Source organism: Kitasatospora sp. HUAS MG31, from assembly GCF_040571325.1.
Lineage (GTDB): Bacteria > Actinomycetota > Actinomycetes > Streptomycetales > Streptomycetaceae > Kitasatospora > Kitasatospora camelliae.
Window position 1 is genome coordinate 172,821 of sequence record NZ_CP159873.1, and the last position, 22,206, is coordinate 195,026.

Annotated in this window: 20 protein-coding genes, 1 tRNA gene and 3 pseudogenes; 14 read left to right on the top strand and 10 right to left on the bottom strand. The window is 73.4% G+C overall.

Annotated elements, in window-relative coordinates; genetic code table 11:
- Nucleotides 1-121: 121 nt before the first annotated feature.
- The 3 genes from ABWK59_RS36430 to ABWK59_RS36440 all read right to left on the bottom strand — a co-directional run bounded on the left by ABWK59_RS36430 (nt 122) and on the right by ABWK59_RS36440 (nt 1,667).
- The gene (locus ABWK59_RS36430) at nt 122-646 is read right to left on the bottom strand and encodes a MauE/DoxX family redox-associated membrane protein (protein WP_354645353.1); all 525 of its coding nucleotides are present in this window, start codon (nt 644-646) and stop codon (nt 122-124) included.
- The gene (locus ABWK59_RS36435) at nt 643-1,200 is read right to left on the bottom strand and encodes a hypothetical protein (RefSeq protein ID WP_354645354.1); all 558 of its coding nucleotides are present in this window, start codon (nt 1,198-1,200) and stop codon (nt 643-645) included. The genes ABWK59_RS36430 and ABWK59_RS36435 overlap by 4 nt, the downstream gene beginning before the upstream one ends.
- A gap of 215 nt (nt 1,201-1,415) precedes the next feature.
- Nucleotides 1,416-1,667, bottom strand: a complete 252-nt coding sequence (locus ABWK59_RS36440; RefSeq protein WP_354645355.1) for a hypothetical protein — start codon at nt 1,665-1,667, stop codon at nt 1,416-1,418.
- On the opposite strand from ABWK59_RS36440, the gene ABWK59_RS36445 reads away from it, so the two are divergent.
- The 6 genes from ABWK59_RS36445 (at nt 1,666) to ABWK59_RS36470 (ending at nt 6,926) form a co-directional block, all read left to right on the top strand.
- Complete coding sequence (locus ABWK59_RS36445; protein WP_354645356.1) at nt 1,666-1,845, top strand: hypothetical protein; 180 nt, start codon at nt 1,666-1,668, stop codon at nt 1,843-1,845. The two genes, ABWK59_RS36440 and ABWK59_RS36445, sit on opposite strands and share 2 nt — an antisense overlap.
- Before the next feature lie 110 nt (nt 1,846-1,955).
- The gene (locus tag ABWK59_RS36450; protein WP_354645357.1) at nt 1,956-3,788 is read left to right on the top strand and encodes an ABC transporter ATP-binding protein; all 1,833 of its coding nucleotides are present in this window, start codon (nt 1,956-1,958) and stop codon (nt 3,786-3,788) included.
- 34 nt (nt 3,789-3,822) lie between these two features.
- Nucleotides 3,823-4,407, top strand: a complete 585-nt coding sequence (locus ABWK59_RS36455) for a S26 family signal peptidase (protein WP_354645358.1) — start codon at nt 3,823-3,825, stop codon at nt 4,405-4,407.
- Between the two features lie 5 nt (nt 4,408-4,412).
- Nucleotides 4,413-4,535 carry a hypothetical protein gene (locus tag ABWK59_RS36460; protein WP_354645359.1) on the top strand — a complete coding sequence of 41 codons (123 nt, stop codon included), beginning with the start codon at nt 4,413-4,415 and terminating at the stop codon, nt 4,533-4,535.
- Nucleotides 4,536-4,617: 82 nt separating this feature from the next.
- Nucleotides 4,618-5,715 (top strand): HesA/MoeB/ThiF family protein, encoded by a 1,098-nt coding sequence (locus ABWK59_RS36465; protein WP_354645360.1) that lies wholly within the window; start codon nt 4,618-4,620, stop codon nt 5,713-5,715.
- Nucleotides 5,712-6,926, top strand: coding sequence for a hypothetical protein (locus ABWK59_RS36470; protein WP_354645361.1), 1,215 nt, complete (start codon nt 5,712-5,714; stop codon nt 6,924-6,926). Before ABWK59_RS36465 ends, ABWK59_RS36470 begins: the two co-directional genes overlap by 4 nt.
- 177 nt (nt 6,927-7,103) lie before the next feature.
- Here ABWK59_RS36470 and thpR read toward each other — a convergent pair whose 3' ends face one another.
- Entirely contained in the window at nt 7,104-7,721 is a 618-nt protein-coding gene (gene thpR, locus ABWK59_RS36475; protein ID WP_354645362.1) for an RNA 2',3'-cyclic phosphodiesterase, read from the bottom strand.
- Nucleotides 7,722-8,001: 280 nt separating this feature from the next.
- Between thpR and ABWK59_RS36480 the strand changes: the two genes are divergently transcribed.
- From ABWK59_RS36480 to ABWK59_RS36495, 4 genes and pseudogenes are all read left to right on the top strand, one after another.
- Nucleotides 8,002-8,874 (top strand): hypothetical protein, encoded by an 873-nt coding sequence (locus ABWK59_RS36480; protein ID WP_354645363.1) that lies wholly within the window; start codon nt 8,002-8,004, stop codon nt 8,872-8,874.
- Between the two features lie 200 nt (nt 8,875-9,074).
- Nucleotides 9,075-9,727, top strand: a pseudogene (locus ABWK59_RS36485) (dihydrofolate reductase family protein).
- A 4-nt stretch (nt 9,728-9,731) separates the two neighbouring features.
- Nucleotides 9,732-10,025: pseudogene (locus ABWK59_RS36490) on the top strand (alpha/beta hydrolase); the annotation flags it as partial.
- 291 nt (nt 10,026-10,316) lie between these two features.
- Complete coding sequence (locus ABWK59_RS36495; RefSeq protein WP_354645364.1) at nt 10,317-11,009, top strand: hypothetical protein; 693 nt, start codon at nt 10,317-10,319, stop codon at nt 11,007-11,009.
- Between the two features lie 784 nt (nt 11,010-11,793).
- Here ABWK59_RS36495 and ABWK59_RS36500 read toward each other — a convergent pair.
- Complete coding sequence (locus tag ABWK59_RS36500) at nt 11,794-13,017, bottom strand: RNA-guided endonuclease InsQ/TnpB family protein (RefSeq protein ID WP_354645365.1); 1,224 nt, start codon at nt 13,015-13,017, stop codon at nt 11,794-11,796.
- Between the two features lie 163 nt (nt 13,018-13,180).
- On the opposite strand from ABWK59_RS36500, the gene ABWK59_RS36505 reads away from it, so the two are divergent.
- Together ABWK59_RS36505 and ABWK59_RS36510 are read left to right on the top strand one after the other, a co-directional pair.
- Nucleotides 13,181-13,789 carry a DUF2975 domain-containing protein gene (locus tag ABWK59_RS36505; RefSeq protein ID WP_354645366.1) on the top strand — a complete coding sequence of 203 codons (609 nt, stop codon included), beginning with the start codon at nt 13,181-13,183 and terminating at the stop codon, nt 13,787-13,789.
- Nucleotides 13,789-14,010 carry a helix-turn-helix domain-containing protein gene (locus tag ABWK59_RS36510; RefSeq protein ID WP_354645367.1) on the top strand — a complete coding sequence of 74 codons (222 nt, stop codon included), beginning with the start codon at nt 13,789-13,791 and terminating at the stop codon, nt 14,008-14,010. Before ABWK59_RS36505 ends, ABWK59_RS36510 begins: the two co-directional genes overlap by 1 nt.
- Nucleotides 14,011-14,316: 306 nt before the next feature.
- Here the strand turns inward: ABWK59_RS36510 and ABWK59_RS36515 are convergent.
- A tRNA-Met gene (locus tag ABWK59_RS36515) sits at nt 14,317-14,390 on the bottom strand.
- A gap of 261 nt (nt 14,391-14,651) precedes the next feature.
- Nucleotides 14,652-16,472: a serine/threonine-protein kinase gene (locus tag ABWK59_RS36520; RefSeq protein WP_354645368.1), complete on the bottom strand. Its 1,821-nt coding sequence runs from the start codon at nt 16,470-16,472 to the stop codon at nt 14,652-14,654.
- A gap of 1,048 nt (nt 16,473-17,520) precedes the next feature.
- Between ABWK59_RS36520 and ABWK59_RS36525 the strand changes: the two genes are divergently transcribed.
- Nucleotides 17,521-18,171: a tetratricopeptide repeat protein gene (locus tag ABWK59_RS36525; protein ID WP_354645369.1), complete on the top strand. Its 651-nt coding sequence runs from the start codon at nt 17,521-17,523 to the stop codon at nt 18,169-18,171.
- A gap of 372 nt (nt 18,172-18,543) precedes the next feature.
- On the opposite strand, the gene ABWK59_RS36530 is transcribed toward ABWK59_RS36525, so the two are convergent.
- Together ABWK59_RS36530 and ABWK59_RS36540 are read right to left on the bottom strand one after the other, a co-directional pair.
- On the bottom strand, nt 18,544-18,819 hold the full coding sequence (locus ABWK59_RS36530) for a SitI3 family protein (RefSeq protein WP_354645384.1): 276 nt from the start codon (nt 18,817-18,819) through the stop codon (nt 18,544-18,546).
- 548 nt (nt 18,820-19,367) lie between these two features.
- On the bottom strand, nt 19,368-19,964 hold the full coding sequence (locus ABWK59_RS36540; RefSeq protein WP_354645370.1) for a TetR/AcrR family transcriptional regulator: 597 nt from the start codon (nt 19,962-19,964) through the stop codon (nt 19,368-19,370).
- A 168-nt stretch (nt 19,965-20,132) separates the two neighbouring features.
- Between ABWK59_RS36540 and ABWK59_RS36545 the strand changes: the two genes are divergently transcribed.
- Nucleotides 20,133-21,098 (top strand): alpha/beta hydrolase family protein, encoded by a 966-nt coding sequence (locus ABWK59_RS36545; protein ID WP_354645371.1) that lies wholly within the window; start codon nt 20,133-20,135, stop codon nt 21,096-21,098.
- Between the two features lie 864 nt (nt 21,099-21,962).
- Here the strand turns inward: ABWK59_RS36545 and ABWK59_RS36550 are convergent.
- Nucleotides 21,963-22,206: pseudogene (locus tag ABWK59_RS36550) on the bottom strand (carboxymuconolactone decarboxylase family protein); the annotation flags it as partial.

Sequence of the window (22,206 nt, forward strand, 5' to 3'; positions counted from 1 at the left end):
CGGGAGGCCCTGGACGTGACGGCGCGGCGGCGTCCGGGCGAGCCGTCGTCCCCCCTTCCGCTCCGACCTCGCGCGGGAGGGTCCGCGTGCTGCTGGGCTGGGGCCGGCGGTCCGGCGGCGGTCAGGGCGCCGCCGGGCCCCGCAGCAGGTAGGCCAGGTCGTCCCAGCGGGTGACCAGCAGCCCGACGGCCGCGCCCGCCAGGACGGCGACAGCCCCCGGTGCCGGCGCGACCGGCCGGTCCGGGCCGGACACCACGGCCAGGGCGGCGACCGCCAGCAGCGCGTTCCGCCCGAGGAAGGCGCCCGCCCCGGAGGCGGCACGGCCGGAAGCGGCACGGCCGGAGGTGAAGCAACCGCAGTCGGCCGCCCGGCCGGCCCGCAGCGTCGCCACCGTGAACACCGACAGCAGGGCCAGGACGGCGGCCGCCCCCGCCCGGGCCGCCACGGCCAGCAGCACCACCGCCGCCGCCTCGGCGGTCAGCGTGCCGACCGCGACCGGGGACCGGAGCCGGGCGGGCAGCCACCGGAAGTCCGCGAGCGAGGCCGTGAAGGCCGCGACCGAGGCACGACTGCGTGCCTTGCCCGCCACCGCGACCACGAACACCACGGCCAGCAGCGCGCGGCAGCCCAGGACCAGGACGCTCATCGCCGTCCGCCCGCGGCCCCGACCGGATCCCGTTCGGCACTTCGGGGCAGAGCGGCCAGGTCGTGCCCGGACGCGGTGACCAGCGCGTCCCGTACCACCAGCAGTGTCGGGAACGCCTCGACCCCGCCGAACGCCGCGGGGACGTCGAGCCCGTCGCCGACCAGGGCGACCTCGCCGAGCACCCCCAGTTTCCCGGCCATCTCCCGGGCCAGCGGGTCCGACGGATCACCGGAGACGAAGAAGTACCCGGGGAGCGCGGCGAGCGCCGGGTGCCCGGCGAGGGTGTCGATCAGGTCCGCGCACGGCCCGCAGCCGACCTGGAGGAAGCCCACCACCCGCTCACCGCCCAGCAGGTCCGCCCGGGTGACGGTCCGTCCGGAGACGGCGGGCGCGGTGAAGTCGGCCACCCGCGTGCCGACCGGCGGCCGGCGTGGAGCGGGCGGTCCGGCCTCCTCGACGGCGCGCAGCCGCCGGACGACCGCGAAGGTCAGCAGGAGGTTCGCCGCGGTGGCGATCGCCAGCAGGGCGGTGAGAGCGATGAGCGCGGGAAGCACGGGCTGCCTCTCTGATCTGAGGGGTGCACGCGGGGTGCACGCGGGGTGCGGACGGGTTCGCGGGGCGCCGGGACAGCCGGGCCTGCGCGGGCGAGAAGAACGCGAGAAGCGGACGAGGAGAGCGCCGGGACAGGGTGGGGAGCAGACCGGGGGCGACGCCGGCCGGCACCGAGCGGCGCGCGACGGGGCGAGTCAACAACGCAATTCACGGGAAGTCAATCAGGAATGGGGAATGCCCGATATTCGGCCGGTTGTTCCGGGCCTGCACCAGCCGTGCGCAAATGCATTCCATCGGCCGCTTCGGCAATGAAATGCGGCGGCATTTCACCCCGGCGCACGGAAAATCCCGACAGCGGGATCGGCCGCTTGACACCGGACCGGCCGAGGGGATTTGATCGATCTCGTTCGAGAGATTCACCGAATCCCGGACGGAATAACCCATCCCATTCAAGAAAGGCGACACCCATGTCTCTTTCCCGCGCCATTTCCTCGCTCGGCGACCGCATGCTCGGCCGTATCCTGCCCACCCTGGACGCCTCCGCGCAGCGCGCCCCGATCTGCTGGTACGTGGGCGGCGGCCTCGGCGGCCAGGTCGACCTGCACGAGTGCTGCCGCTACAGCGACAACAGCGTCAGCTGCGTCTGACCGAATGCCGTCCGCGCGGCCGACCGGTTCCCGGGGAACCGGTCGGCCACGGGGCGACCCGGAATTTTTCGAAGACGACTCCACCGAGCAGACCCGAGAGACGTCCACCCATGCAGAAAAGCGCCCGAAAGCCGAGCCTTAGGCGGCTTCCCGCCATCCTTCGCATCGCCTTCCTGGCGGCACCGCTCCCGGCCGCCGGATATCTCGTCCTCACCGTTCTCGGCGGAGCGGTGCCGACCGCGCTCGCGTGGTCCACGAAAGGACTGCTGGACAAAATCGCGCGCGGCGCCGGCTCGGACGGGATCGTCCGGCAGGCGTTTCTTCTGGCGCTGCTCGGCGTCGCCTCCGCGCTGGCTCCGCGGCTGGCCCGCCACTGCCAGGCGATGACCCAGCGCGCGACCCGGCTGTGGATGCGCGACCGGCTGTTCCGCGCCCTCAACGAGGTCCGGGACATCTCCTGGTTCGAGGATCCGGTCTCGATGGACCGCGTCCAGCTGGCGCTGAACGCCAGCACCACCGCGCCGGAGGTGCTGCTGGCCGGCTGCCTGTCCGCCCTCCAGGGCGCCCTGATCGCCGTCGGGTTGCTCGGGAGCCTGTGGGTCATCAGCCCGGTGGTCTTCCTGCTGCTCACCGTGGCCGCGCTCCCGGTGCTCGCCGGCCAGCTGCTCCTCTCCCGCGAGCAGACCCGGCTGGAGGAGGACACCGTCCAGGCCTCCCGGCGCGAGGTGTTCTACCGGATGCTGATCACCGGCCTCGACGCGGTCAAGGAAGTCCGGATCTTCGGGCTCGGGGACTTCTTCCGCGAGCGGATGAACCGTGAGACCCGGTCGATCCACCTGGCGCAGCAGCGGGTCGACACGCGGCAGTTGCTCCGTCAGGCGGTGCTGGCCGTGCTGTCGGCCGTCGTCGTCGGGGGGTGTGTGGTCTGGTCGGCCGCCGAGGCGGCGGACGGCCGGTTGGGCATCGGGGACCTCTCCGTCTTCATCGCCGCGGCGGCGGGCGTGCAGGGCGCGGTCCTGCAGACGGCGACCGGGATCGGTGACGGCTACAAGTCCCTGCTGGCCTTCGAGAGCTACCGGGCCGTCACCGGGGTGAGGGCCGCCGGGGCCGCCAAGGCGACCGGGCCGGTGGGCGAGCCTGTACGGCTCGACGGCGACATCGAGGTGAGGGACCTGTGGTTCCGTTACTCGGACGAGGGTGACTGGGTGCTGCGGGGCGTCGACCTGACCATCCCCGCCGGCCGTTCCCTGGCCCTGGTCGGCGTCAACGGCGCCGGCAAGTCCACGCTGGTGAAGCTGCTGTGCGGCCTTTATGAGCCCACCCGCGGGTCGATCTCGGTCGGCGGCCGGGACATCCGGACCGTTCCCGCCGGGGACCATCAGCTCGGGGTCGGGGCGATCTTCCAGGACTACATGAGCTACGACCTGTCGGCCGCCGAGAACATCGGTCTCGGTGACCTGGGCCGTCTGGAGGACCGGGCGGCGATCCGGGCGGCCGCGGGCAGGGCGGGCGCCGACGGGTTCCTCGAGTCGCTGCCCGACGGGTACGACACCCTGCTGAGCCGGATCTTCTTCGCCGGTGACGCGGCCGGTGGGCGCTCCCGCGGGACCCACCTGTCCGGCGGGCAGTGGCAGCGGCTGGCGGTCGCCCGGGGGCTGATGAAGCGCCGCAGCCACCTGGTGATCCTCGACGAGCCCAGCTCCGGTCTGGACGCCGAGGCCGAGGCGGCCCTCCACGAGGCGCTGCTGGACGACGCGGCCGGCACCACCCGCCTGTTGATCTCGCACCGGCTCGGCGCGGTCAAGGCCGCCGACGCCATCGCGGTGCTCGAACAGGGGCGGATCGGCGCGCTCGGCGACCACCGGGCGCTGATGGCCGCCGGCGGCACGTACCACCGGCTGTTCACCGTCCAGGCCGCCGGGTACGCCGATGCCGCCGTCTGACCGCACCACCGCCGACCGTACGAAGGGACCCGTCATGACCGGCACCACGTCGGCCGCCCTCGCGGGCGCCACGGCCGTGGCACTCGCCGCGGCGGCGACGCTGACGGCCCGCCTGCTGAGGCGGCGTCTGTTCCTGGTCACGGTCCGGGGGCTGAGCATGTTCCCGACGCTCGCCCCCGGCGACCGGATGCTGGCCGTGGGCCCGGGCCGCAGGCCGCCGAGGACCGGGGACATCGTGGTCGCGCCCGCGCCCCGCACGGTCGGCTGGGCGGGCCAGCGGGCCGCCCGCACCGACGACCGGGACGCCCACCGGGTGATCAAGCGGGTGGCGGCCGTCGGCGGCGACCGCGTCCCCGAGCGGCTCCGCTCCTTCTCCGGCCTGCGCGACCGGGAGAGCGTGCCCGAGGGCACCGTGCTCCTGCTGGGCGACGGTCGGCACAGCGAGGACTCCCGCCACTGGGGGTTCTGCCCGCAGCACCTGCTCGTCGGCCGGGTGCTGCTGCGGGTGGCCCGCGGCCCCGCGGCCGCCCCGGGCGGCCACACCGGCGGGCAACCGCCGGCCCCCGGACCTCCGGTGCCAATCCCGGCCCCGGACGGCACGCGCACGGACGGGAGGTGACACAGATGCAGAGTGAGAACGAGCTCCACGAGGAGAGCGCGGCCCCCTTCGAGGAGGAGGCCCAGGTGATCGAGATCCGCATGCTCGACCGGATCGAGACGATCGGCACCAAGGCGTGCAACAACTAGAGTCCCCGGCTCCCGGGCGGCCCGGCGGGGTTCTGGCCCCGCCGGGCCCGCCCGGTCGCCCCTTTCCAGCAGGAGACGCCGGATGCGACGACCGACGGTGAAGGACGAGCACCTCCCCTACCGGACCGGCGACGGCTCGGTCCGGATCGGCGGCGGGGTCCACGGGCTCGCCGCCGAGATCCGCGACCCGCTCGGCCGGGTCTGGACCGCCCTCACGCTGATGGACGGCACCCGCAGTCGCGCCGAGATCGTCGACGGCCTGACCGCCCGCCACCTCGGGCTGCCGGCCCAGGGCGCCGCCCGGCTGGTCGACGGCCTCGTCGCGACCGGCTACGTCGAGGACGCGGCCGCCGAGGACCCGGCGGAACTGAGCCCGGCCGAACGCGACCGCTACCGCCGCAACCGGGAGTTCTTCCGCATGGTCGACCTCCGGCCCCGGCCCGGCCGCTGGGACGCGCAGCTGAGCCTGAAGCGGGCCGGGGTCGTGGTCCTCGGCCTGGGCGGCACCGGCAGCCACGCCGCCTGGGCGCTCGCCGCCGCCGGCGTGGGCCGGGTGCACTGCGTGGACCCGGACGTCGTCGAGCGGGCCAACCTGGCCCGGCAGGTCCTCTACACGGAGGACGACCTCGGCCGGTCCAAGGCCGCGACGGCGGCCCGCCGTCTGCGGGCCGTCAACTCCGAGATCGCGGTCAGCCACGAGTGCCGGGCCGTGGACGGCCCCGAGGCTCTCGCGGACCTGGTCGCCGGGTACGACGTCCTGGCGCTGTGCGCGGACGAGCCGGACTCCGAGGCCCTGCGCGGGTGGGCCTCGGAGGTCTGCGCGCACACCGGCGTGCCCTGGGTCGGCGGCGGCTACGACGGGCCGTACGTCTCGGTCGGGGTCTTCGGACCCGGCGGGCCGTGCTTTTGGTGCCTGGCCGCCGGCGAGGAGGCCCGGCTGCCGGGCGGCCCCGCTCCCCGGCTGGGCGGCAACGGCGTGATCGGCCCGTCCGCCGGGATCTCCGGCAGCCTCGTGGCGTACGAGGTCATCGCGCTGCTGACCGGCGTCTCCCGGATCCCTCCGGGCTACCTACGCGGTCTCAACCTGATCGTCCCGGACGAGCCGGTGCTCGTCCGGCATCCGGCCCGGCCCGGCTGCCGGTCCTGCTCCGCCGCCGCCACCGGGCAGGCGGAGGGATGAGCCGGGTCGAGTTCCACCCGCTCGGCATACGCGAGGACAAGGACGCGTGGATCGTCGGCCGGGCCGACACCGGGGACCACGTGGCGGTGCCCGCCCACGGCGTGCTCGCCATCCGCCTGCTCCAGCAGGGCCTGTCGACCGCCGAGGCGGCCCGCCGGATCGAGCGGGAGACCGGCCGGCGGACGGCGGTCGACGCGTTCGTGACCTCCCTCGCCGCACTCGGGTTCGTCCGGCGGGTGGACGGCCGACAGGTCGCCTCCCCGCCACCGGTCCGGCCGACCTTCCCCCGGCTCCGCCCCGACCACGTGCGGTGGGCGCTCAGTCCCGTCCTGCACGGCGCGCTGCTCACGGTGGCGCTCGCCGGGGCCGTGGCCGCGGCCTTCGACCCGCACCTGCGCCCGCACTGGCAGGACCTGCTGTGGAGCGGCCGGGGAACGGCGGTGCTCGCCGGACAGGCGGCGCTCACCTGGGTGCTGCTGTTCCTGCACGAGCTGGCCCACCTGCTCACCGCCCGCGCCGCGGGCGTCCCCGGGACCGTCCGCTTCGGCACCCGGCTCCAGTTCCTCGTCCTGCAGACCGACGTCTCCGGCGTCTGGCAGTGCGACCGGCGCACCCGGATCACCGTCTACCTGTCCGGGATCGTGCTCGACCTCGCCCTGGCAGGCGGCTGCGTACTGATGACGGCGGCCGGCGGCCCGCGCCGCCTCCTCGCCGTGGTGGTCCTCACCAAACTCGTCGGGGTCGCCACCGAACTGCTGGTCTTCATGCGGACCGACGTGTACTTCCTCCTCCAGGACCTGCTCGGCTGCCGCAACCTCTACCGCGACGCGACCGCGTACGCCCGGCACCTGACGCGCCGGCTCCTCACGCGCAGCGGCCCCCACCCGCTGACCGGGCTGCCGCCGGCCGAGCGGCGGGCGGTCCGCTGCTACGCCCTGCTGATGGTGGCCGGCTCCGCCGCGTCCCTGGCCCTGGGCTGGCTGGTGCTGACCCGGGTGACCCTGGTGCTGCTGGGGCGGGCCCTCGGCACGCTGGCCGCGCCGCCGGACCTGGCGGCGGTGGCCGACGCGGTGACGACGGTCGTGGTGCTCACCGGACTCCAGGGGCTGTGGGTCGCCGCCTGGTGGCGCCGGCACGGCGGCGGGGTGCGGGCGGGCCTGCGGACCGTCCGCTCCGCCGTCCTCGCCCGGGCCGCCCGGCACCGGCTCTGACGGTCACCGCCGCGCCATAGTGGTGCTGCTGGGGTGCCGGCCGGGTGGCCGAGGCAGGGGCTGCCGGAGCGGGAGGGATCAACGCCGGCAGCAGCTCCGGCGGCCACTCGGTGGCGGGGCGGTGGGCGGCCGGCGGCCGCATGGCGAGGTGACCGTGAGGAGGCGTTCGGCGGTCGGCTACGGTGCGCCGGGGGCGCTGTCGTCCCCGGGCCGGAGGCCGGTGCCGAATCGCCACGCCTCGATGTCGCGGTAGCGGATCGGTCCGGGCCCGCGGCCGATGTTGCTGCCGACCAGGTGGAGACGGTCGGTGAGCCACGGCCGGCCCGCGAACCCGGCGAGGTCGGCCGCGGCCCCGGGCACGCTGGTGGGATCGTCGCGGCGGGAGCGGGCCAGCGTCAGGTGGGGGCGCAGCGGGCGGTCGGTGAACTCGATCCCGCAGGAGTCGACGAGGTTGCGGACGTCGGTGGCGAGCAGGTGGAGTCCTTCCAGGTCCCCGTCGATCCCACTCCACAGCAGTCGTTCGTCGAAGTGGCCGCTCCCGCGCAGGGCGAGGTGGAGGGCGGGGCGGGTGGTGGCCAGGTCGGCGAGCACCGATCGGAGGGGCGGTACGGCTGTGGAGGGGAGTTCGCCGAGGAAGGCGAGGGTGATGTGCCAGTCCTCGATCCGGTTCCATCGCAGCCGGGGGTAGGTGGCGTAGGTGGGCTGCAGGGCCCGGGCCAGTTCGTCCTTGGCGTCGTCGGGCGGGGCCAGCGCGACGAACACGCGCAGGGTCGGGGGCTCGGGTCGGTCGTTCACCAGGGATTTCTAGCACCCCGCCGGCGTGCCCCTGTCAGCGAGGGGCCGGCGCAGCGCAGCGGCCGGTTACCGGCGCCGGCCCGGTGGTGACGGGCTGCTCGAGGATTCTCGAAAAACCTCCGAACCCACCTGCAACCCCCGGCAGGGATGGACGTCTGTACGGGTGGAGGGCGACGGGGAGCGAGACCGGTGGGGCCAGGGGGGCGCTGCCGGCCGGCCGGCGCGAGGGCCGGGTCGCCTTCACCACACCATCTGCACCATGACCTCGGGGGGTCTCGTCATGCGTAAGTTCGTTATCTCCGCTTCCACGCGGAATGTTCGCTCGTTTTCGGCTCGCCGTCGGCTCGCCTCCGTCGCCGCCGCCGCTGTCCTCGCCGGCGGGGTCCAGCTCCTGGCCACCGATACCGCCTGGGCGTGCGAGGGCCCGCACAAGGCGTTAAACCCGATCGTTTCCAGGGAGGCGCTGCAGCGGCACCACAACGGCGCCCCGGCCGCCGACTTCGTCCAAGCCGTCCCGCTCACGCTGGCCGCCGGTTCGAGCGTCGAGATCGGCGTGGAGTTCGCCAACCTCACCGGGGCGGCCTTCGATGCCGTCGTGCCGACCCTCACCCTGAAGGACGCCGGTGGCGGGCAGCGCCTGCACCTCGGGGACGTGACGGTCGAGGTCATGCGCGAGGGCGTCTGGAAGAAGCTCGGCACCGACGACGGTTGCGGCGGCGAGGCCGTCCGGGTCGACACCTCCCCGCTGGTGCAGGGCCTCCCGGACGGGCGCGCCGGCCGCGCCCTGTTCCGGGTCCGCCTGGCCGCCGGTGCTCCCGGGGACCTGACCGCGCTGACCCTCTCCACCTCGGCGTTCGGCGAGGTCAACGGGTACGGCCCGGCGCACACGACGACGGTCGGGGTCGCCCACCCGGACGCCCGGCCCGCACCCGGCACCACGCCGACCACCCTGGCCGCCCCCACCCCCACCCCCGCCCCCGACCGGACCGCGGCCCCGGCCGCGCCCGCCACCCCTGCACCCACCGACGCCGGGCTCGCCCAGACCGGTGCCGACGCCCCCACCGGGTTCCTCGCCGCCTCCGCCGGCGCCCTCGCCGCCCTCGGTGCCGGTCCGGTCCTGATCGCCGTTGGCCGCGTGCGTGCCCGGCGCTGAGCGGCCCGCGGAACCCGTGGCGGTGGGCAGAGCCTCTCGTCCAGGCCCGCGTCCGGGCCGGGGCGGCCCGGGCGGCGGTGGGCCGGGCGGGGCCGGTCGGCGGGTGCGGAAAGCGGTGACCGGCGCGGCGATGAGTTTCCCGACCCCGGCAGGTCTACATCTCGACGGGGACGACCAACGCACGCATCGGGAGTACAGACATGGGCCTCATCCACATCGAGATGTTCGCGACCCTCGACCTCGTCGGGCAGGCGCGCCCGGCGGCCCCGACGAGGACCCGGTGGGATTCCCGTTCGGCGGCTGGCAGGCGCCCCTGCTGGACGAGGTCGCCGGGGCACAGATCGGTGCCGCGTACGAGGGCACGGACGCCCTCCTGCTCGGGCGGCGCACGTATGACATCTTCGCCGCCTACTGGCCGCACCAGAAGGGCGGCGAGGACGGTGAGATCGCCGAGCTCTTCAACCGCGTCCCGAAGTACGTGGCCTCCCGCGGCACGCCCGACCTGTCGTGGGCCGGCTCCACGCAGCTCGGCCCGGACCTGGCCGGGGCGGTGCGCGGGATCCGCGACCGGCACGAGAACGTGAAGGTCGTCGGGAGCCTGGACCTGGTGCAGACCCTGCTGCGGGAGAAGCTCTTCGACCGTCTCGACCTCTGGGTGCACCCGATCGTGCTCGGCGTCGGGAAGAAGGTGTTCGACGGTGGCGCGGTGCCGACGAACGTCACGCTCCTCGAACCGCCGGTGGCCGGACCGCGGGGCACCGTGTACCTGCGCTACGGGCTCGCCCACGGCACACCCGCCACGGGCGACATGAGCGCGCCCGGCCGTGGTCTCGGGCACGACGACGTCCGGTGATCCGATGACCACGGTCGAGGCCGACGGGATCACCCTGGGCATCGAGTCGTTCGGTGACCAGGACGCACCGCTCGTCCTGCTCCTGGGCGGGACGACGATGCTCTCCTGGCCCGACGCGCTCTGCGAGCGTCTCGCCGCCGGCGGGCGCCGTGTGGTGCGCTACGACCTGCGCGACAGTGGGGAGTCGACGACGGCGGATCCGCGGTCACCCGCCTACACCCTGCGCGGCCTGGCCGCCGACGCCGCGGCCCTTGCCGACATGGCCTCTGCGGCGGTCGGTGCCGGGTTGGCGAGGGTGACAGGCCGGGCTCGGGTTCGGTGAGGATGCTGCGGCCGACCAGGCGTTTCAGCCTGGCGCGGGTGCCTTCGGTGTGCCGTGGCTCGGCGTTGAGGCCGAGGGCCAGGCAGACGTCTGCGGCGCGGAGCCCTTCTCCGGCCGTCCTGCTGATCGGGCGGACCTCGACCAGCTGGCAGCCACTTCGGCCGTGGGTCGCTCGATCAGGTGAAAGCGGAGTGGCAGGTCCTCCCCTTGATCCACCTACCGTCGCGGCGGACTGCCACCAACCGCCGACGAGGGAGAGGACACCCCATGGGCTCCCTGCGCAAGAGCAGCTTCCTGATCTTCCACGACCCCGACGCGCCCACCGAGACGAAGACGCTCGACCCGCGGAACGTCGCGGAGATCGAGGCCGCGCACGAGGCCGGCAAGAAGGAACGCGTCGACGCCCTCATCGCCGACTTCTTCAAGAAGCAGGACCGTAGCTTGGTGTACCTCGCCGCGGAGGACCCGGACGCGGCCAAGAAGCGCCTCAAGGAGTTGGAGGACAGCTACGAGGGACAGGTTCTGCGGTGGATCGTCCAGAGCGTCCAAGACCTCAGCGACGAAGACGGAGCGCTTCTCAACTTCTTCCGGAGCAACCGCAAGATGAGCGACAGCGGCGCGCCCGATCGGCGGACCTTCGCCCGCAATGTCCAGGAGATCGTCACCTCCAAGGCCAAACTCCCCAGCACCCAGTACACCCCGCAACGCAGCCTGCAAGGCACCGTCCGGTTCAATTCGGACGGCTTCGTCGTCAATGAAACCCCGAAGTACTCCAAGTGGGACAGTGAGGAAGAAAAGCACGTGGACTTGACGGAGGGCCAGGTCGTCCGCTCCCAGGGTCCGGCCCTGTGGGTCAAGGTCGCCGACGGCGCATGGGAGAAGGACGGCGACTGGGGCGGCTGCCTCCGGGTCACCTGCGCCACCGCCAAGAACTACTGGATCGCCGCCCGCGACGGCTGAATGAAGGCCGCCACCGCCAGGTCCAAGCCGATCACCTTCTACGACATGGGCGACTACTACGAGATCTGACACAAGGACCGCTTCACCGGTGCGCCGCTGGTCGTTCGAGACGACCGGCTGCGGTTCATCCCCGGCGCCGAGCCCGCCAAGTGGAATCTCCAGGACGCCACCTGGGGCTGATCAGCCCCCGAAACGATGGTGCCCCGCCTCCAACCCGGAGACGGGGCAGCGTCGTTACGCCCGCGGCGCCTGACTCGGCTGCACGCAGCAGGGCAGCCCGCCACGTGCAGCTGCACCTCACGAGGGTGTTCCGCGAGTCCTTGGCCGCTCTCGTCGTCCTTGAAGGCAGGTTGCCCGGCCGGTTCCGGTGCTCACGGCGGGCCGCTGGATGCGGCCGAGCGTCCCGCGTACGCGCGCGATCCGCTGGATGAGCCTGGGAGCCGATCCGGCCGACCCTCGCCACGTGGAAGACGAGGCACCCCTCGGTCGGTGGCCATACGGGCCGGTTCCTCGAATCCGGTGCGGTCCGCGGCCTGGTCGCGCAGGAGCGGCCTGAGGGGTGCTGCGACACCACGCCGCCCTGGCGGCCTACACGGTCACCGGGCACACCGGCGCGAGGCCTGGCCCGGCGCAGCCGGAGGAGGGGGTGAGGGGCGGCATACTCCCGGGGCGCCGACTGGCCAGGCATATCGCTTTTCGATAACATCGAAAAACGATATGCCGCTGGCGCTGGAAGGCGGGGGAACTTGACTTCCTCCCCCTCCCGAAGAGAGGGGGATTCCCCTCAGCCTCGCGGCTGAGCCGTTGCGCGTCGCGCAACGGTTGGGACTACTTCCTGCTTCACCGACGACTGCCCGCCCGGAGTGCTCCGTTGAGGTCTTACACCGTCTCCACAGGCTGCAACCGCCAGTCCGGCGGCCAGGATGTTGCGGGCCGCGTTGACGTCCCGGTCATGGACTGCTCCGCAGTCGCACTGCCATGCGCGGACGGTCAACGGCATCCTCGCGGCGATCGCGCCGCAGGCGCCACACAGCTTCGACGAGGGGAACCAGCGGTCCACAACCACCAGCTCACGCCCGTACCACCGCGTCTTGTACTCCAGCATCGACCGCAGCTCAGACCAAGAGGCATCCGCTATCGCACGCGACAGCTTCCGGTTCTTGATCATGTTTCCCACGGACAGGTCCTCGATCACGACCGTTTGGTTTTCACGGACGAGTCGAGTGGTCAGCTTGTGCAGGAAGTCCCTGCGCCGGTCGGCGATCCGGGCGTGTACGCGGGCGACCTTGCGCCGGGCCCTGGCCCGGTTCGCGCCATCCCCCTCGGCCTTGCCGGCGAGCTCCCGCTGCGCCTTGGCGAGGCGCTCGCGGTCGCGGCGCTCGTGCCGGGGATTGGTGATCTTCTCTCCGGTGGAGAGGGTCACGAGCGCGGTGATACCGGCGTCGATGCCCACGGCCGCGTTCACGGGGGCGGGCATGGTCGGCCGGTCGTCACACAGCAGGGAGACGAACCAGCGCCCGGCGGCGTCCTGCGACACCGTGACCGTGGAGGGGGCCGACCCCTCGGGGACCGGGCGCGACCACACGATGTCCAGCGGCTCGGCCATCTTCGCCAGCGTCAGCCGACCCTCGCGCCACCGGAACGCACTGGTGGTGTACTCGGCGGACCTGCGGGACTTCTTCCGGCTCTTGAACACCGGGTACTTCGCCCGCCTGGCCCAGAAGTTGGCGAACGCCCCTTGCAAGTGCCGCAGCGCCTGCTGCAACGGGACCGAGCTGACATCGTTGAGGTAGGCCAGCTCCTCGGTCTTCTTCCACGCCGTCAGCATCGCCGATGTAGCGCCGTAGTCGACCCGCTCCCGACGCAGCGTCCACGCCTCGGTTCGAGCGGCCAGCGCCAGGTTGTACACCCTGCGAACACACCCGAACGTGCGCGACAGCTCAGCCGCCTGCGCATCGGCCGGGTAGAAGCGGTACTTGAACGCCCGCTTCACGTGGCTGGTCGCCATGGATCACACACTAACAACACCCGTGCCTGTGACCACCTGACCGATAGTCACCTGCCGGTAACGGCATGCCGCCTTGACGGCGACCTGCCGCTCCCTGCCCCGCTATGCGGGAAGTCCCTTTCCTCCCCCGGCTGAAGCCGGGGGTATCCACGGAGGTATTCAGATGAACGACATGTCCTGGTGGACGCGGGTGACGGACCACATCCTGGAGCTGGTCCTGGGGCTGGCCCTCCTGTCGGTGGGGGTCGTCCAGGTCCTCCTCCCGGTCCTGGGGGTCGCCACACCCCTCCAGCCGGCCCACTCCCGCGAGGTGCGCCTCGACGGTGCGGCGCGGCTGCCGGGCGAGACGGCGTCCGCGGCCGTGACGCTGCGCGGCTCCGGCCACGCCGAGCTGGCCTTCACCGACCCCGGTCTCGGTCAGCACCTGCTCCTGGTCCTGCCCGGGCTGGTGAGCGGCCTGCTGGTCCTCGTGATCCTCGCGGCCCTCCTGCGGATGGCCCGCACCTTCCGGGACGGCGACTTCTTCGTCCCCCGCAACACCCGGCACCTCGGCGTGGTCGCCGCCACCCTCCTGCTGATCGGTACCCTGGTCCCCCTGCTCGACATGATGACGACGAACCTCCTGGCCCGTGGACTGCCGATGGCCGACGCGATCACACCCGCCCGCGACTTCGCCGTCCAGCCCGTCTTCCTGGCCCTGCTCGCCGGCGCCGCGGCCGAAGCGTTCCGCGCCGGCACCCGCCTGCGCGCCGACACCGAAGGACTGGTCTGATGCCACCGGAGGACCCGCACCAGATCGAGTGCCACCTCGGCCGCCTGCTCGACGAGCGCGGCATGACCCTGGCCGAACTCGCGGCACGGGTCGGCGTGACCGTCGCCAACCTCTCCATCCTCAAGAACGACCGCGCCAAGGCCATCCGCTTCAGCACCCTCACCGCGATCTGCCGCGAGCTGGACTGCCAGCCCGGCGACCTGCTCACCCACTCCCCCTGACCCACCCACGACGCCCGGAAGACGGGACGCAGCGGGCGGGACGGGAGCGGCATGCGGGACGGGAGCGGCGTGCGGGACGGGAGCGGCGTGCGGACAGCCGGCCGGTGGGGGCCCGCTCCCCCGAGGCGCCGTGGGAGCGGGGGCGGTACGACAGCGAACTCGCCGAGCGCGCTGACCCGCCGACAGGACACTGCCCACGGCGGGGGCGTACGAGGCCGGGCACCCAGCCGCGGCGCAGCGAAAGGGCGTCCGAACGTGGAGAAGCCGGGCCCGGTACGCCTCAACGCACCGGGCCCGGCCTGGAAGTAGCGGGGACAGGATTTGAACCTGCGACCTCTGGGTTATGAGCCCAGCGAGCTACCGAGCTGCTCCACCCCGCGTCGGTGACGCCGACTCTACGGCACGTCAGCCGTTTGACGCGAACCGCTTTCCCGCCCCGGCGCGGCGTGCCGGAACCGCACCGCAGGAAGGCGGCGTCCGGAGCCGGGTGCCGGAACCGCACCGCAGGAAGGCGGCGTCCGGAGCCGGGTGCCGGAACCGCACCGTAGGAAGGCGGCGTCCGGCGCGGGGCGGTGCGGGTGGGCCCGGGCCGCCGCCCGCCGCCCGCCGCGCCGATCGCGCCGATCGTGCCGGGCCGGGAGTCAGCCGATCCGGAAGGTGGCCGACACGACCTGGAAGTGGTGGTCGGCCTCGTCCAGGCGGCCGGTCGGCGCGGAGACCCAGAAGTCGTAGCTGCGGCCCTGCTCCGTCCAGGAGATGTCCTGCACGCGCCGGGCGCCGAAGCCGTCCTCCGGGTAGCCGTTCCAGGTCCACAGCCACAGGGCGGCGTCGGTGGTGCCGTGGAAGACCGTCGGCTGGACGCTGCCGCCGCGGTAGCCGGGGTTGGTCCGCGGGCCGGCGGCGTCCTGCTTGCGGAGCTCGGCCAGCACCCCCTCACCACTCGGGGTGGTGGGGTGGATCCCGATCCGGAAGGCGCGGTCCGGCGAGAGGTAGAACACCCGGCCGGCCGCGTCGGTACTGCGCACCCAGCCGTCCGGGACGGCCAGCGAGAAACCCGCCGGGTCCCGGCGAATGCTGGACCCCGCGGGGACGACCACCGGCCCGGCACTGCCCGAGGCAGCCGGGGACGAGACGGTCGCGGACGGCGTACCGGTCGCGGACGGCACGGCCGGCGACGACGCGGCCGGGGACGTCACCGGCCCGGCCTGCGCCCGGTGCCGCCAGGGACGCAGCCCCGGCTCCAGGACGAGAACACCCGCCACCACCACCGCCACCGCGACGGCAACGCCCCAGCGCAGCCCGGCGCGGCGGCGGGCGGACCGCACGGCCGGACCGGCCGCCGCAGGCACGGCCGGCAGGTGACCGGCGGCAAGGACACCGGGAACGGCGGGCAGGTGACCGTCGGCGGGACCGGGCGCCCGGGCGTCGGACAGGTGACCTGCGGTGGGGGCGTCGGGCGTGAGGCGGCTCCCGGACGGCTGCGCCACGGTGGACGTCTCACCGGTGGCGGGCCGGGCCTCGGGGCGCGCGGGCGCTGCGCCGCTACCGGCCGCCAGGTGGGAGCCAGGGCCGTGAGCGTGCTCGGGACCTCGGGCGTAGGCGTCCTCGAGCCCGTCGGCCGGCTTCGCCTGCCCGGTCGCGGAGTCGCCGAGCAGCGCCTCCGCGACCTCGGCCGTCGGCCGCCCCAGCGGTTCCTTCTCCAGCAGCGAGGCGATCAGCTGGGTGAGCGGACCGGCGCGCAGCGCCGGCGCCGGCGGGTCGGTGGCGATCGCCATCGCCGTCTCGATCGCGGTCGGCCGGCGGAACGGCGGCACTCCCTCCACGGCCTGGAACAGGGTGACGCCCAGCGCCCACAGGTCGGAGGCCGGCGACGGGGTGCCGCCACGCACCAGCTCCGGCGCCAGGTAGTCGACGGACCCGACCAACTCCCCGGTCCTGGTCAGGGTGGAGGTGCCCGCGACACTGGCGATACCGAAGTCCGTCAGCACCACCCGGCCGTCGAGCGCGAGCAGGACGTTGCCCGGCTTGACGTCACGGTGCACGACACCGGCGGCGTGCGCCGCGCGCAGCCCGGCCAGGATCTCCCGCCCGATCCGGGCGGCGTCCGCCGCGGGCAGCGGCCCCCGCTCCTTGAGGACCTCGCCCAGGGTGCGGGAGGGAACGTACTCCATGACCACGCACGGCAGGCCCTCGTCCTGGACCACGTCGTGCACCACCACCACGTTGCGATGGCTGATCCGGGCCGCGCTACGCGCCTCGCGGCGGGTCCGCTCCAGCAGGGTCGCGGTCTCCTCCGGCGACAGCTCCGGACGGACCTTCAGCTCCTTCACGGCCACATCACGGCCGAGCAGCTCGTCCCTGGCCCGCCACACGGTGCCCATGCCACCGCTGCCGATCCCCTCCAGCAGCCGGTACCGGCCGGCGATCAACCGGTCCTCGCCCACCTGGGCACCTTCTTTCATCCTCTGCCCACCCGCCCGCCGCGGGCATCCGTCCACGGCGGGTGATATCCGGAGATTCTCGGCCGCCGGAGGGCCCTCACGCCAGCTCCCGCAGAGATCCCCCACGGTTACCGTGCGTGCCCGCCCCACGGCGGCCCGAAAGGCCGGGCGCAGCCACCGCCACCCGGCACGGCGGCGGCGGCGGGCCGAAGACGCCGAGAAGCCGGCCCGGGACCGAACACCGACCAGAGCCGCGGCCGACACGGCACAACGACGCGACGGCGCGGCGACGCGACGGCACGGAAGCGGCGCGGCGGGCCGAACCACCGGGCCCACACCACGGCCAGGCCGTCGGCCACCCCCCGGATTCCCACCCGCGACAAGGACCCCGGCCCACACCCGGCGCGACCCCCGAATCCGGCCTGACACGCCCTCACCCACCGGCCCCCTCATCACCAACCCCCGGGCCCATGCAAGGCCCCGCCGGGCCCGGGCAGGCCCCGGCACCAGAGAATCCCGGCCCCACCCCGGACCCGGAACAACCCCACCGGCACCGGACAGGACCGAGTTCGCGCCCACGCACGGACAAGCGACGCGACACCCCAACCCCGCAGGAGGCAAACAGCCCCGGCGGAACAAGGTGGAACGGGGCCAGGGCGGTACGGCGCGGCGAGAGGACCCGCTTCCAGGGCCACACCGGGTGATCACCCACGACAGCCCGGCGCAGCGGCCGGGCTGTCGTGTTGGTGGGAGCCGTCCGGAACGGGGCGCAGGACCCACACGGCCACGAAGCAGCAGCGGCCGGTGAGTCGGTGCTGGACCTCCTGCCCCGCAACCGTGTTCGGCCACCGGCGATCGGCCGGGGTTGCCCGGGTCGCACCCCCGGCGCACCCGCCTCGGACGGTCACGCACGAAAGCGGTCACGCACGGAAGCGGTCGCGCACGAAAGCGGTGCCGCGTGGCGGTCCCGTGGGTGGCGCGGTCCCGAACGGCCGTGCGGGGGTGGGGAGTTCGGCTCGCCGGCCACCGGGCCGGGGCACCGGCGCCACGCCCCCGATACGATCACCGTATGACCACGGATGAGCGTATCGAACAGGCCGAACTCCTCTACGAGCGTGCCGTGTTCGGCGGTGACGCCGGTGCGCTGGCGACGGCCGATCTCCTCCTCGACGCCGCGGAGGCGGACCTCGCCCTGGCCCGTGGCCGCGTGATCCACGCCCGGTTCCTGGAGGAACGGGTCGAGGACGCGGCGGAGCTGGAGCTGTTCGAGCGCGCGGCGAAGCTGTACGGCAGGCTCGGGGACGTCCGCGGCGAGGGCGAGGCACTGTTCTGGGTCGCAGCCTTCCACCAAGTGGTCCGGGACGACACCCCAACCGCGCTGCCCGCCTTCGAACGCGCCCGCGACCTGGCCACCGAGGCCGGGGACCGGCTCACCCTGTCCTACGCCCTCAGACACCTCGGAATCGCCGCCCACACGGCCGGACGACTCGACGAGGCCCGCGAGCACCTCGAGGAGTCCACCCGGCTGCGCCGGGAGCTGGGATTCCTGCCGGGAGTGGCCGCGAACCTGATCGGGCTGGCCTACCTCGCCGCCCAGCAGGAACGGCGAGACGACGCCATGACGCACCTCGGGGAAGCGACGGAACTGGCCGAGGCCACCGCCGCCCACGGCGCCCTGCGCTGGGTCACCGAGGCCCGCAAAGACCTCGACATGCCATAGAACTCCCCGACACCGGCGACCGACGGAAAAGCGTCACTCGCGGCCGGACCCGTCCCGGCCGGCCCTGTCCACGCGAACGGGCTCCGGCTCGACGTCCGGGGCCGGTGACGCCGGGTCGTCTGCCGGGTCCTCTGGTGGAAAAGCGACCATGGGCCGGCGACTCCCCCATCCCGCCGTGGTCCTGCCGTCCCCAGCCCGCCGTCCCCCCGTGGTCGCCCGTCCAGCTCACCACCACGCCCACCCCCCAGACCCCGCCCGTCCCGCTCGCCGCGCCGGCGGCGCGCTCCGTCCCTAACGGAGCGGCGGGCCCGCACCGCCCCGTGTCCCGGCCCCCTCGGCCGAGCCCCGAGACAGCGCCCGGGCCGCTCCCTCCTAGAGCTGGTGGCTTTCCCGCCGGCAGGGCCCCTTGATCAGGGCCAGCCGGTGCTCGGGCCAGAGCGTGGGCCGCTCGGGGAGGATCAGCTCGCCCCCACGCCGGATCAGCCAGGCGGTCTCGTAGGTGTGGGTGAGCGCCGCGTCTGCCGAAACCTCCTCCAGCAGGCCCGCCACCAGGGCGACCACGTCGTCGTCCTGAGCGGCCGACAGCTCGTCCCTGCCCGGCTCGATCCAGATCCGGACCCTCACGGGAACCCCGAACTCCTCGTCGATGACATCGAACGGCCCCGGCTGTCGGTGTACACGTCGAAGTGCCCAGGCAGGTACACACGAACATGCTCACCGCGTCACACACGAGACAATCCCGGGCCCCGCCTACTTCGCCGTCGAACCCGGGTCTACGACTCCGGCGGTATGGCCGGCGCGGGAAGGTCGAGAACGCGGGCGAGGGCGGCAGTGACGGGGACGCGGTGGCCGGGCAGGCGCCTGGATGCCCAGTCGGCTGCCAGCGCGAGAAAGTCGGCCAGGTCGCGCTCGGCACCGGCGAGCAGGCGGCGGAGCTCGGTGACGGACAGCTCGATCCTCGGACTGTCGCTCTGCTCGGCGTTGACGGTGAGCCGGACAGTGCTTCCGAAGCGCTCCGCCCACGGCGTTGAGCGGCGCCCTGATGATCCTGATCATGCCGTGTTCTGTTGATGAGACGTGGCGACACCGGCTCGGGACCACGGTCGCCGGCCGGTGTCCTCGGCTGTCGAGAGGCGGCCGCTCGGATTCGCGGGGACGTTGCGCGGGGAGCAGGTCGCGGCGTCCGCTCGTCGGTGTCAGGACGCCTGCGGTTGCTGAAGTCCCTGGAGGAGGAGGGCGATCAGGCGTCGCGGGTCGTAGCGGGAATCGTCGTCGCGTCCGATGCAGAGGTTGCCGATGCCGCGCATCAGTTCGTAGGGCTGCGTGCCGGCCCTGATGTCACCGGCCTCGACCGCGGCGTCGAGCAGGTGGGCGCAGACGGGCAGCAGGCGGTCGAGGAAGTAGGCGTGCAGCGCGGCGAAGCGGTCGTTGTCGGACTGCAGGGCGTCGGCGAGCCCGTGCTTGGTGACGAGGAAATCGACGAAGAGGTCGATCCACTGGCGCAGCGCGTCGAGGGGTGAGCCGGTCGTGGCCAGCAGGTTCGGGCCGGCCTCGGCGCAGGCCTCGATCTGGTGGCGGTAGACGGCGGTGACGAGATCCGCGCGGGTCGGGAAGTGGCGGTAGATCGTGGCCATCCCGACGCCTGCCCGGGCTGCGATCTGGCGGATGGGCGCGTCGACGCCGGAGGCGACGAAGACCTCGGCGGCGGCGGTGAGCACCGTCTGCCGGTTGCGCTGGGCGTCGGCCCGCTTGCTTCGGGACGGCACCTGCCCGGCGGGGTTTTCGGTGGTCATCGCGTTCTCCCTCGGTACCGCTTGACAAAACGGAGCACTGCTCCGGATATTAAGTGGAGCAGCGTTCCGCTTCAGGGTATCCGAAGCGGAGCGCCCCTGACCGTCTTCTCCGCCCCCGGTCACAGCAAGACCGGGGTGCGGCCGGCACCACGAAAGGGAACCACCACCGTGAGCACATCCACCGCCACCAGCGCCGACGCCCTCGGCTCGCCCGTCCCGGTCCTGTCATTCAGCCCCGTGGTCCTGCCCGTACCCGGACGTCCCGTGGACCTCCAGGTGCGCGTCTGCGCACCCGCGACCGGAACCGGCCTCCCCGTCATCCTCCTCTCCCACGGCCACGGCCCCTCGAACCACCTCTCCTCGCTCCACGGCTACGCACCGCTCGCCGACTTCTGGGCGGCCCACGGATTCGTCGTCCTCCAGCCCACCCACCTCACCTCCAGGACACTGAGCCACCTGGTCGCCGACGCCCCCGGCGCACCCGACTTCTGGCGCTCCCGCGCCGAGGACATGACCCACATCCTCGACCGGCTCGAGGTGATCGAGCGCACCGTGCCGCAACTCGCGGGACGGATCGACCCCACCAAGATCACCCTCGCCGGACACTCACTCGGCGGCTTCACCGCCGCCCTCCTGCTGGGCGCCGGACTCACCGACCCCGACACCGGGAACCTGGTGCACCTCGTCGAGCCCCGGATCAAGGCGGGCGTGCTCCTCGCCTCGCCCGGCAGGGGCGGCGACGTCCTCAACGGACCAATGGCGAAGCAGTGGCCGATCATCGGAGCCGTCGACTTCTCCACCATGACCGCACCCGCGCTGGTCGTCGCCGGCGACAAGGACGACTCCCCCCACTTCACCGACATGGGACCGGCCTGGCACGCCGACCCCTACACCCTCGCCCCCGGCCCCAAGACCCTGCTCACCCTGTTCGACGCGGAACACGGACTCGGCGGGATCGCCGGATACGACGCCGCCGAGACCACCGACGAGAACCCCGAACGAGTCGCCGCCCTCGCCCACCTCACCGCCGCCTACCTCCACACCCAGCTCCACCCCGGCGCCCCCACCTGGCACACCGCCCGCCAGGCACTGACGACCGGCCCCGACGCGGTAGGACGAGTCGAAACCAAGTAACCCCCGCGGCCACGTCCCGCACCGGACGACCCACACCCTCGTCACTCGGCCCACCGCGTCCGGGACGCACCGGGGCCACAACCCCTCGCACCCCACGAACACGACGAAGCCCGCCCACGGAAGCCGCGAGGAACACAACGACACAAGCAAAATCCCCCCGCCACGCAAGCCGACACGGACACACGGGGCCGGTCAGCCGGCCGGCACACCACAACCGGGGCCCGCCCGGCCGGCCGGCGTGAAGTGCCTCGACCCACAGGGCCCCCAGCCGAAACCGGCCGCCTCGGCACTGCCCGGCCTCCCGCCCCGTTCGCATCACAGCCCACCGCAGACACCACTCAAACCCGTGAACCACCGCCGCTGGTACCCGTGAACAGAGCCAGGCCCTTGGAGGTGATCGAGCCGGTCACCGAAACGCGCTCCCGCCACCGGCCACCGCGTTTCGGTGACCGCCCCAGCGGCAACGACCCGAAACCCGCGCCCCCTACGCACCAGCCAACCGCCCACCCGGACCATCGGACAGACGGACCGAACGGATCCGCCCAGCCATCCCGCCCAGCCATCCCGCCCAGCCATCCCGCCCAGCCATCCCGCCCGGCCATCCCGCCCGGCCATCCCGCTCCGGCCGTCCCGCTCCGACCGTTTTGCCCGGCCGCGAACGGCCCTTCGACAGGAGCCGGCACTGCGCCGGCCTCCGCCGCCGCACGAAAGACACCGACCGACACCGGGGCCGGCCCGACGGGAGCGGCCCGGATTCCGGGACCGCCCCGGCGGGGGCGGGCGAACGCGGGCCGCCCGCCCCCTCGGGGGAAGGAGGCAGGCGGCTTCCGGCGGGACAGCGCGGGCAGGCGATCCGTCCGGGTGTCAGGACCACTGCTCGGCGGGCTTCACACCCGGGACCGGCTTGCCGATCACGGCGAGCGGGACGAAGAAGTTCACCTGCCCGATCGCGATCGTCAACGTCGCCAGGGCCTTCGGCTCGTAGAGCTCCGCCGCCCGGGCGTAGAGCTCGTCGGTGACCCGCTCCCGGCCGACCGGCGCCGTGGTCAAAACGGCCTCCACCAACTCCAGCGCGACCCGCTCCGCAGCCGTGAAACACGATGCGGTG

Bases quoted from the DNA above. Each gene is read 5' to 3' on its own strand.
- ABWK59_RS36430 (WP_354645353.1), bottom strand. From the start codon at position 646: ATGAGCGTCCTGGTCCTGGGCTGCCGCGCGCTGCTGGCCGTGGTGTTC.
- ABWK59_RS36445 (WP_354645356.1), top strand. From the start codon at position 1,666: ATGTCTCTTTCCCGCGCCATTTCCTCGCTCGGCGACCGCATGCTCGGC.
- ABWK59_RS36440 (WP_354645355.1), bottom strand. From the start codon at position 1,667: ATGGGTGTCGCCTTTCTTGAATGGGATGGGTTATTCCGTCCGGGATTC.
- ABWK59_RS36450 (WP_354645357.1), top strand. From the start codon at position 1,956: ATGCAGAAAAGCGCCCGAAAGCCGAGCCTTAGGCGGCTTCCCGCCATC.
- ABWK59_RS36455 (WP_354645358.1), top strand. From the start codon at position 3,823: ATGACCGGCACCACGTCGGCCGCCCTCGCGGGCGCCACGGCCGTGGCA.
- ABWK59_RS36460 (WP_354645359.1), top strand. From the start codon at position 4,413: ATGCAGAGTGAGAACGAGCTCCACGAGGAGAGCGCGGCCCCCTTCGAG.
- ABWK59_RS36465 (WP_354645360.1), top strand. From the start codon at position 4,618: ATGCGACGACCGACGGTGAAGGACGAGCACCTCCCCTACCGGACCGGC.
- ABWK59_RS36470 (WP_354645361.1), top strand. From the start codon at position 5,712: ATGAGCCGGGTCGAGTTCCACCCGCTCGGCATACGCGAGGACAAGGAC.
- ABWK59_RS36480 (WP_354645363.1), top strand. From the start codon at position 8,002: ATGCGTAAGTTCGTTATCTCCGCTTCCACGCGGAATGTTCGCTCGTTT.
- ABWK59_RS36495 (WP_354645364.1), top strand. From the start codon at position 10,317: ATGGGCTCCCTGCGCAAGAGCAGCTTCCTGATCTTCCACGACCCCGAC.
- ABWK59_RS36500 (WP_354645365.1), bottom strand. From the start codon at position 13,017: ATGGCGACCAGCCACGTGAAGCGGGCGTTCAAGTACCGCTTCTACCCG.
- ABWK59_RS36505 (WP_354645366.1), top strand. From the start codon at position 13,181: ATGAACGACATGTCCTGGTGGACGCGGGTGACGGACCACATCCTGGAG.
- ABWK59_RS36510 (WP_354645367.1), top strand. From the start codon at position 13,789: ATGCCACCGGAGGACCCGCACCAGATCGAGTGCCACCTCGGCCGCCTG.
- ABWK59_RS36520 (WP_354645368.1), bottom strand. From the start codon at position 16,472: ATGAAAGAAGGTGCCCAGGTGGGCGAGGACCGGTTGATCGCCGGCCGG.
- ABWK59_RS36525 (WP_354645369.1), top strand. From the start codon at position 17,521: ATGACCACGGATGAGCGTATCGAACAGGCCGAACTCCTCTACGAGCGT.
- ABWK59_RS36540 (WP_354645370.1), bottom strand. From the start codon at position 19,964: ATGACCACCGAAAACCCCGCCGGGCAGGTGCCGTCCCGAAGCAAGCGG.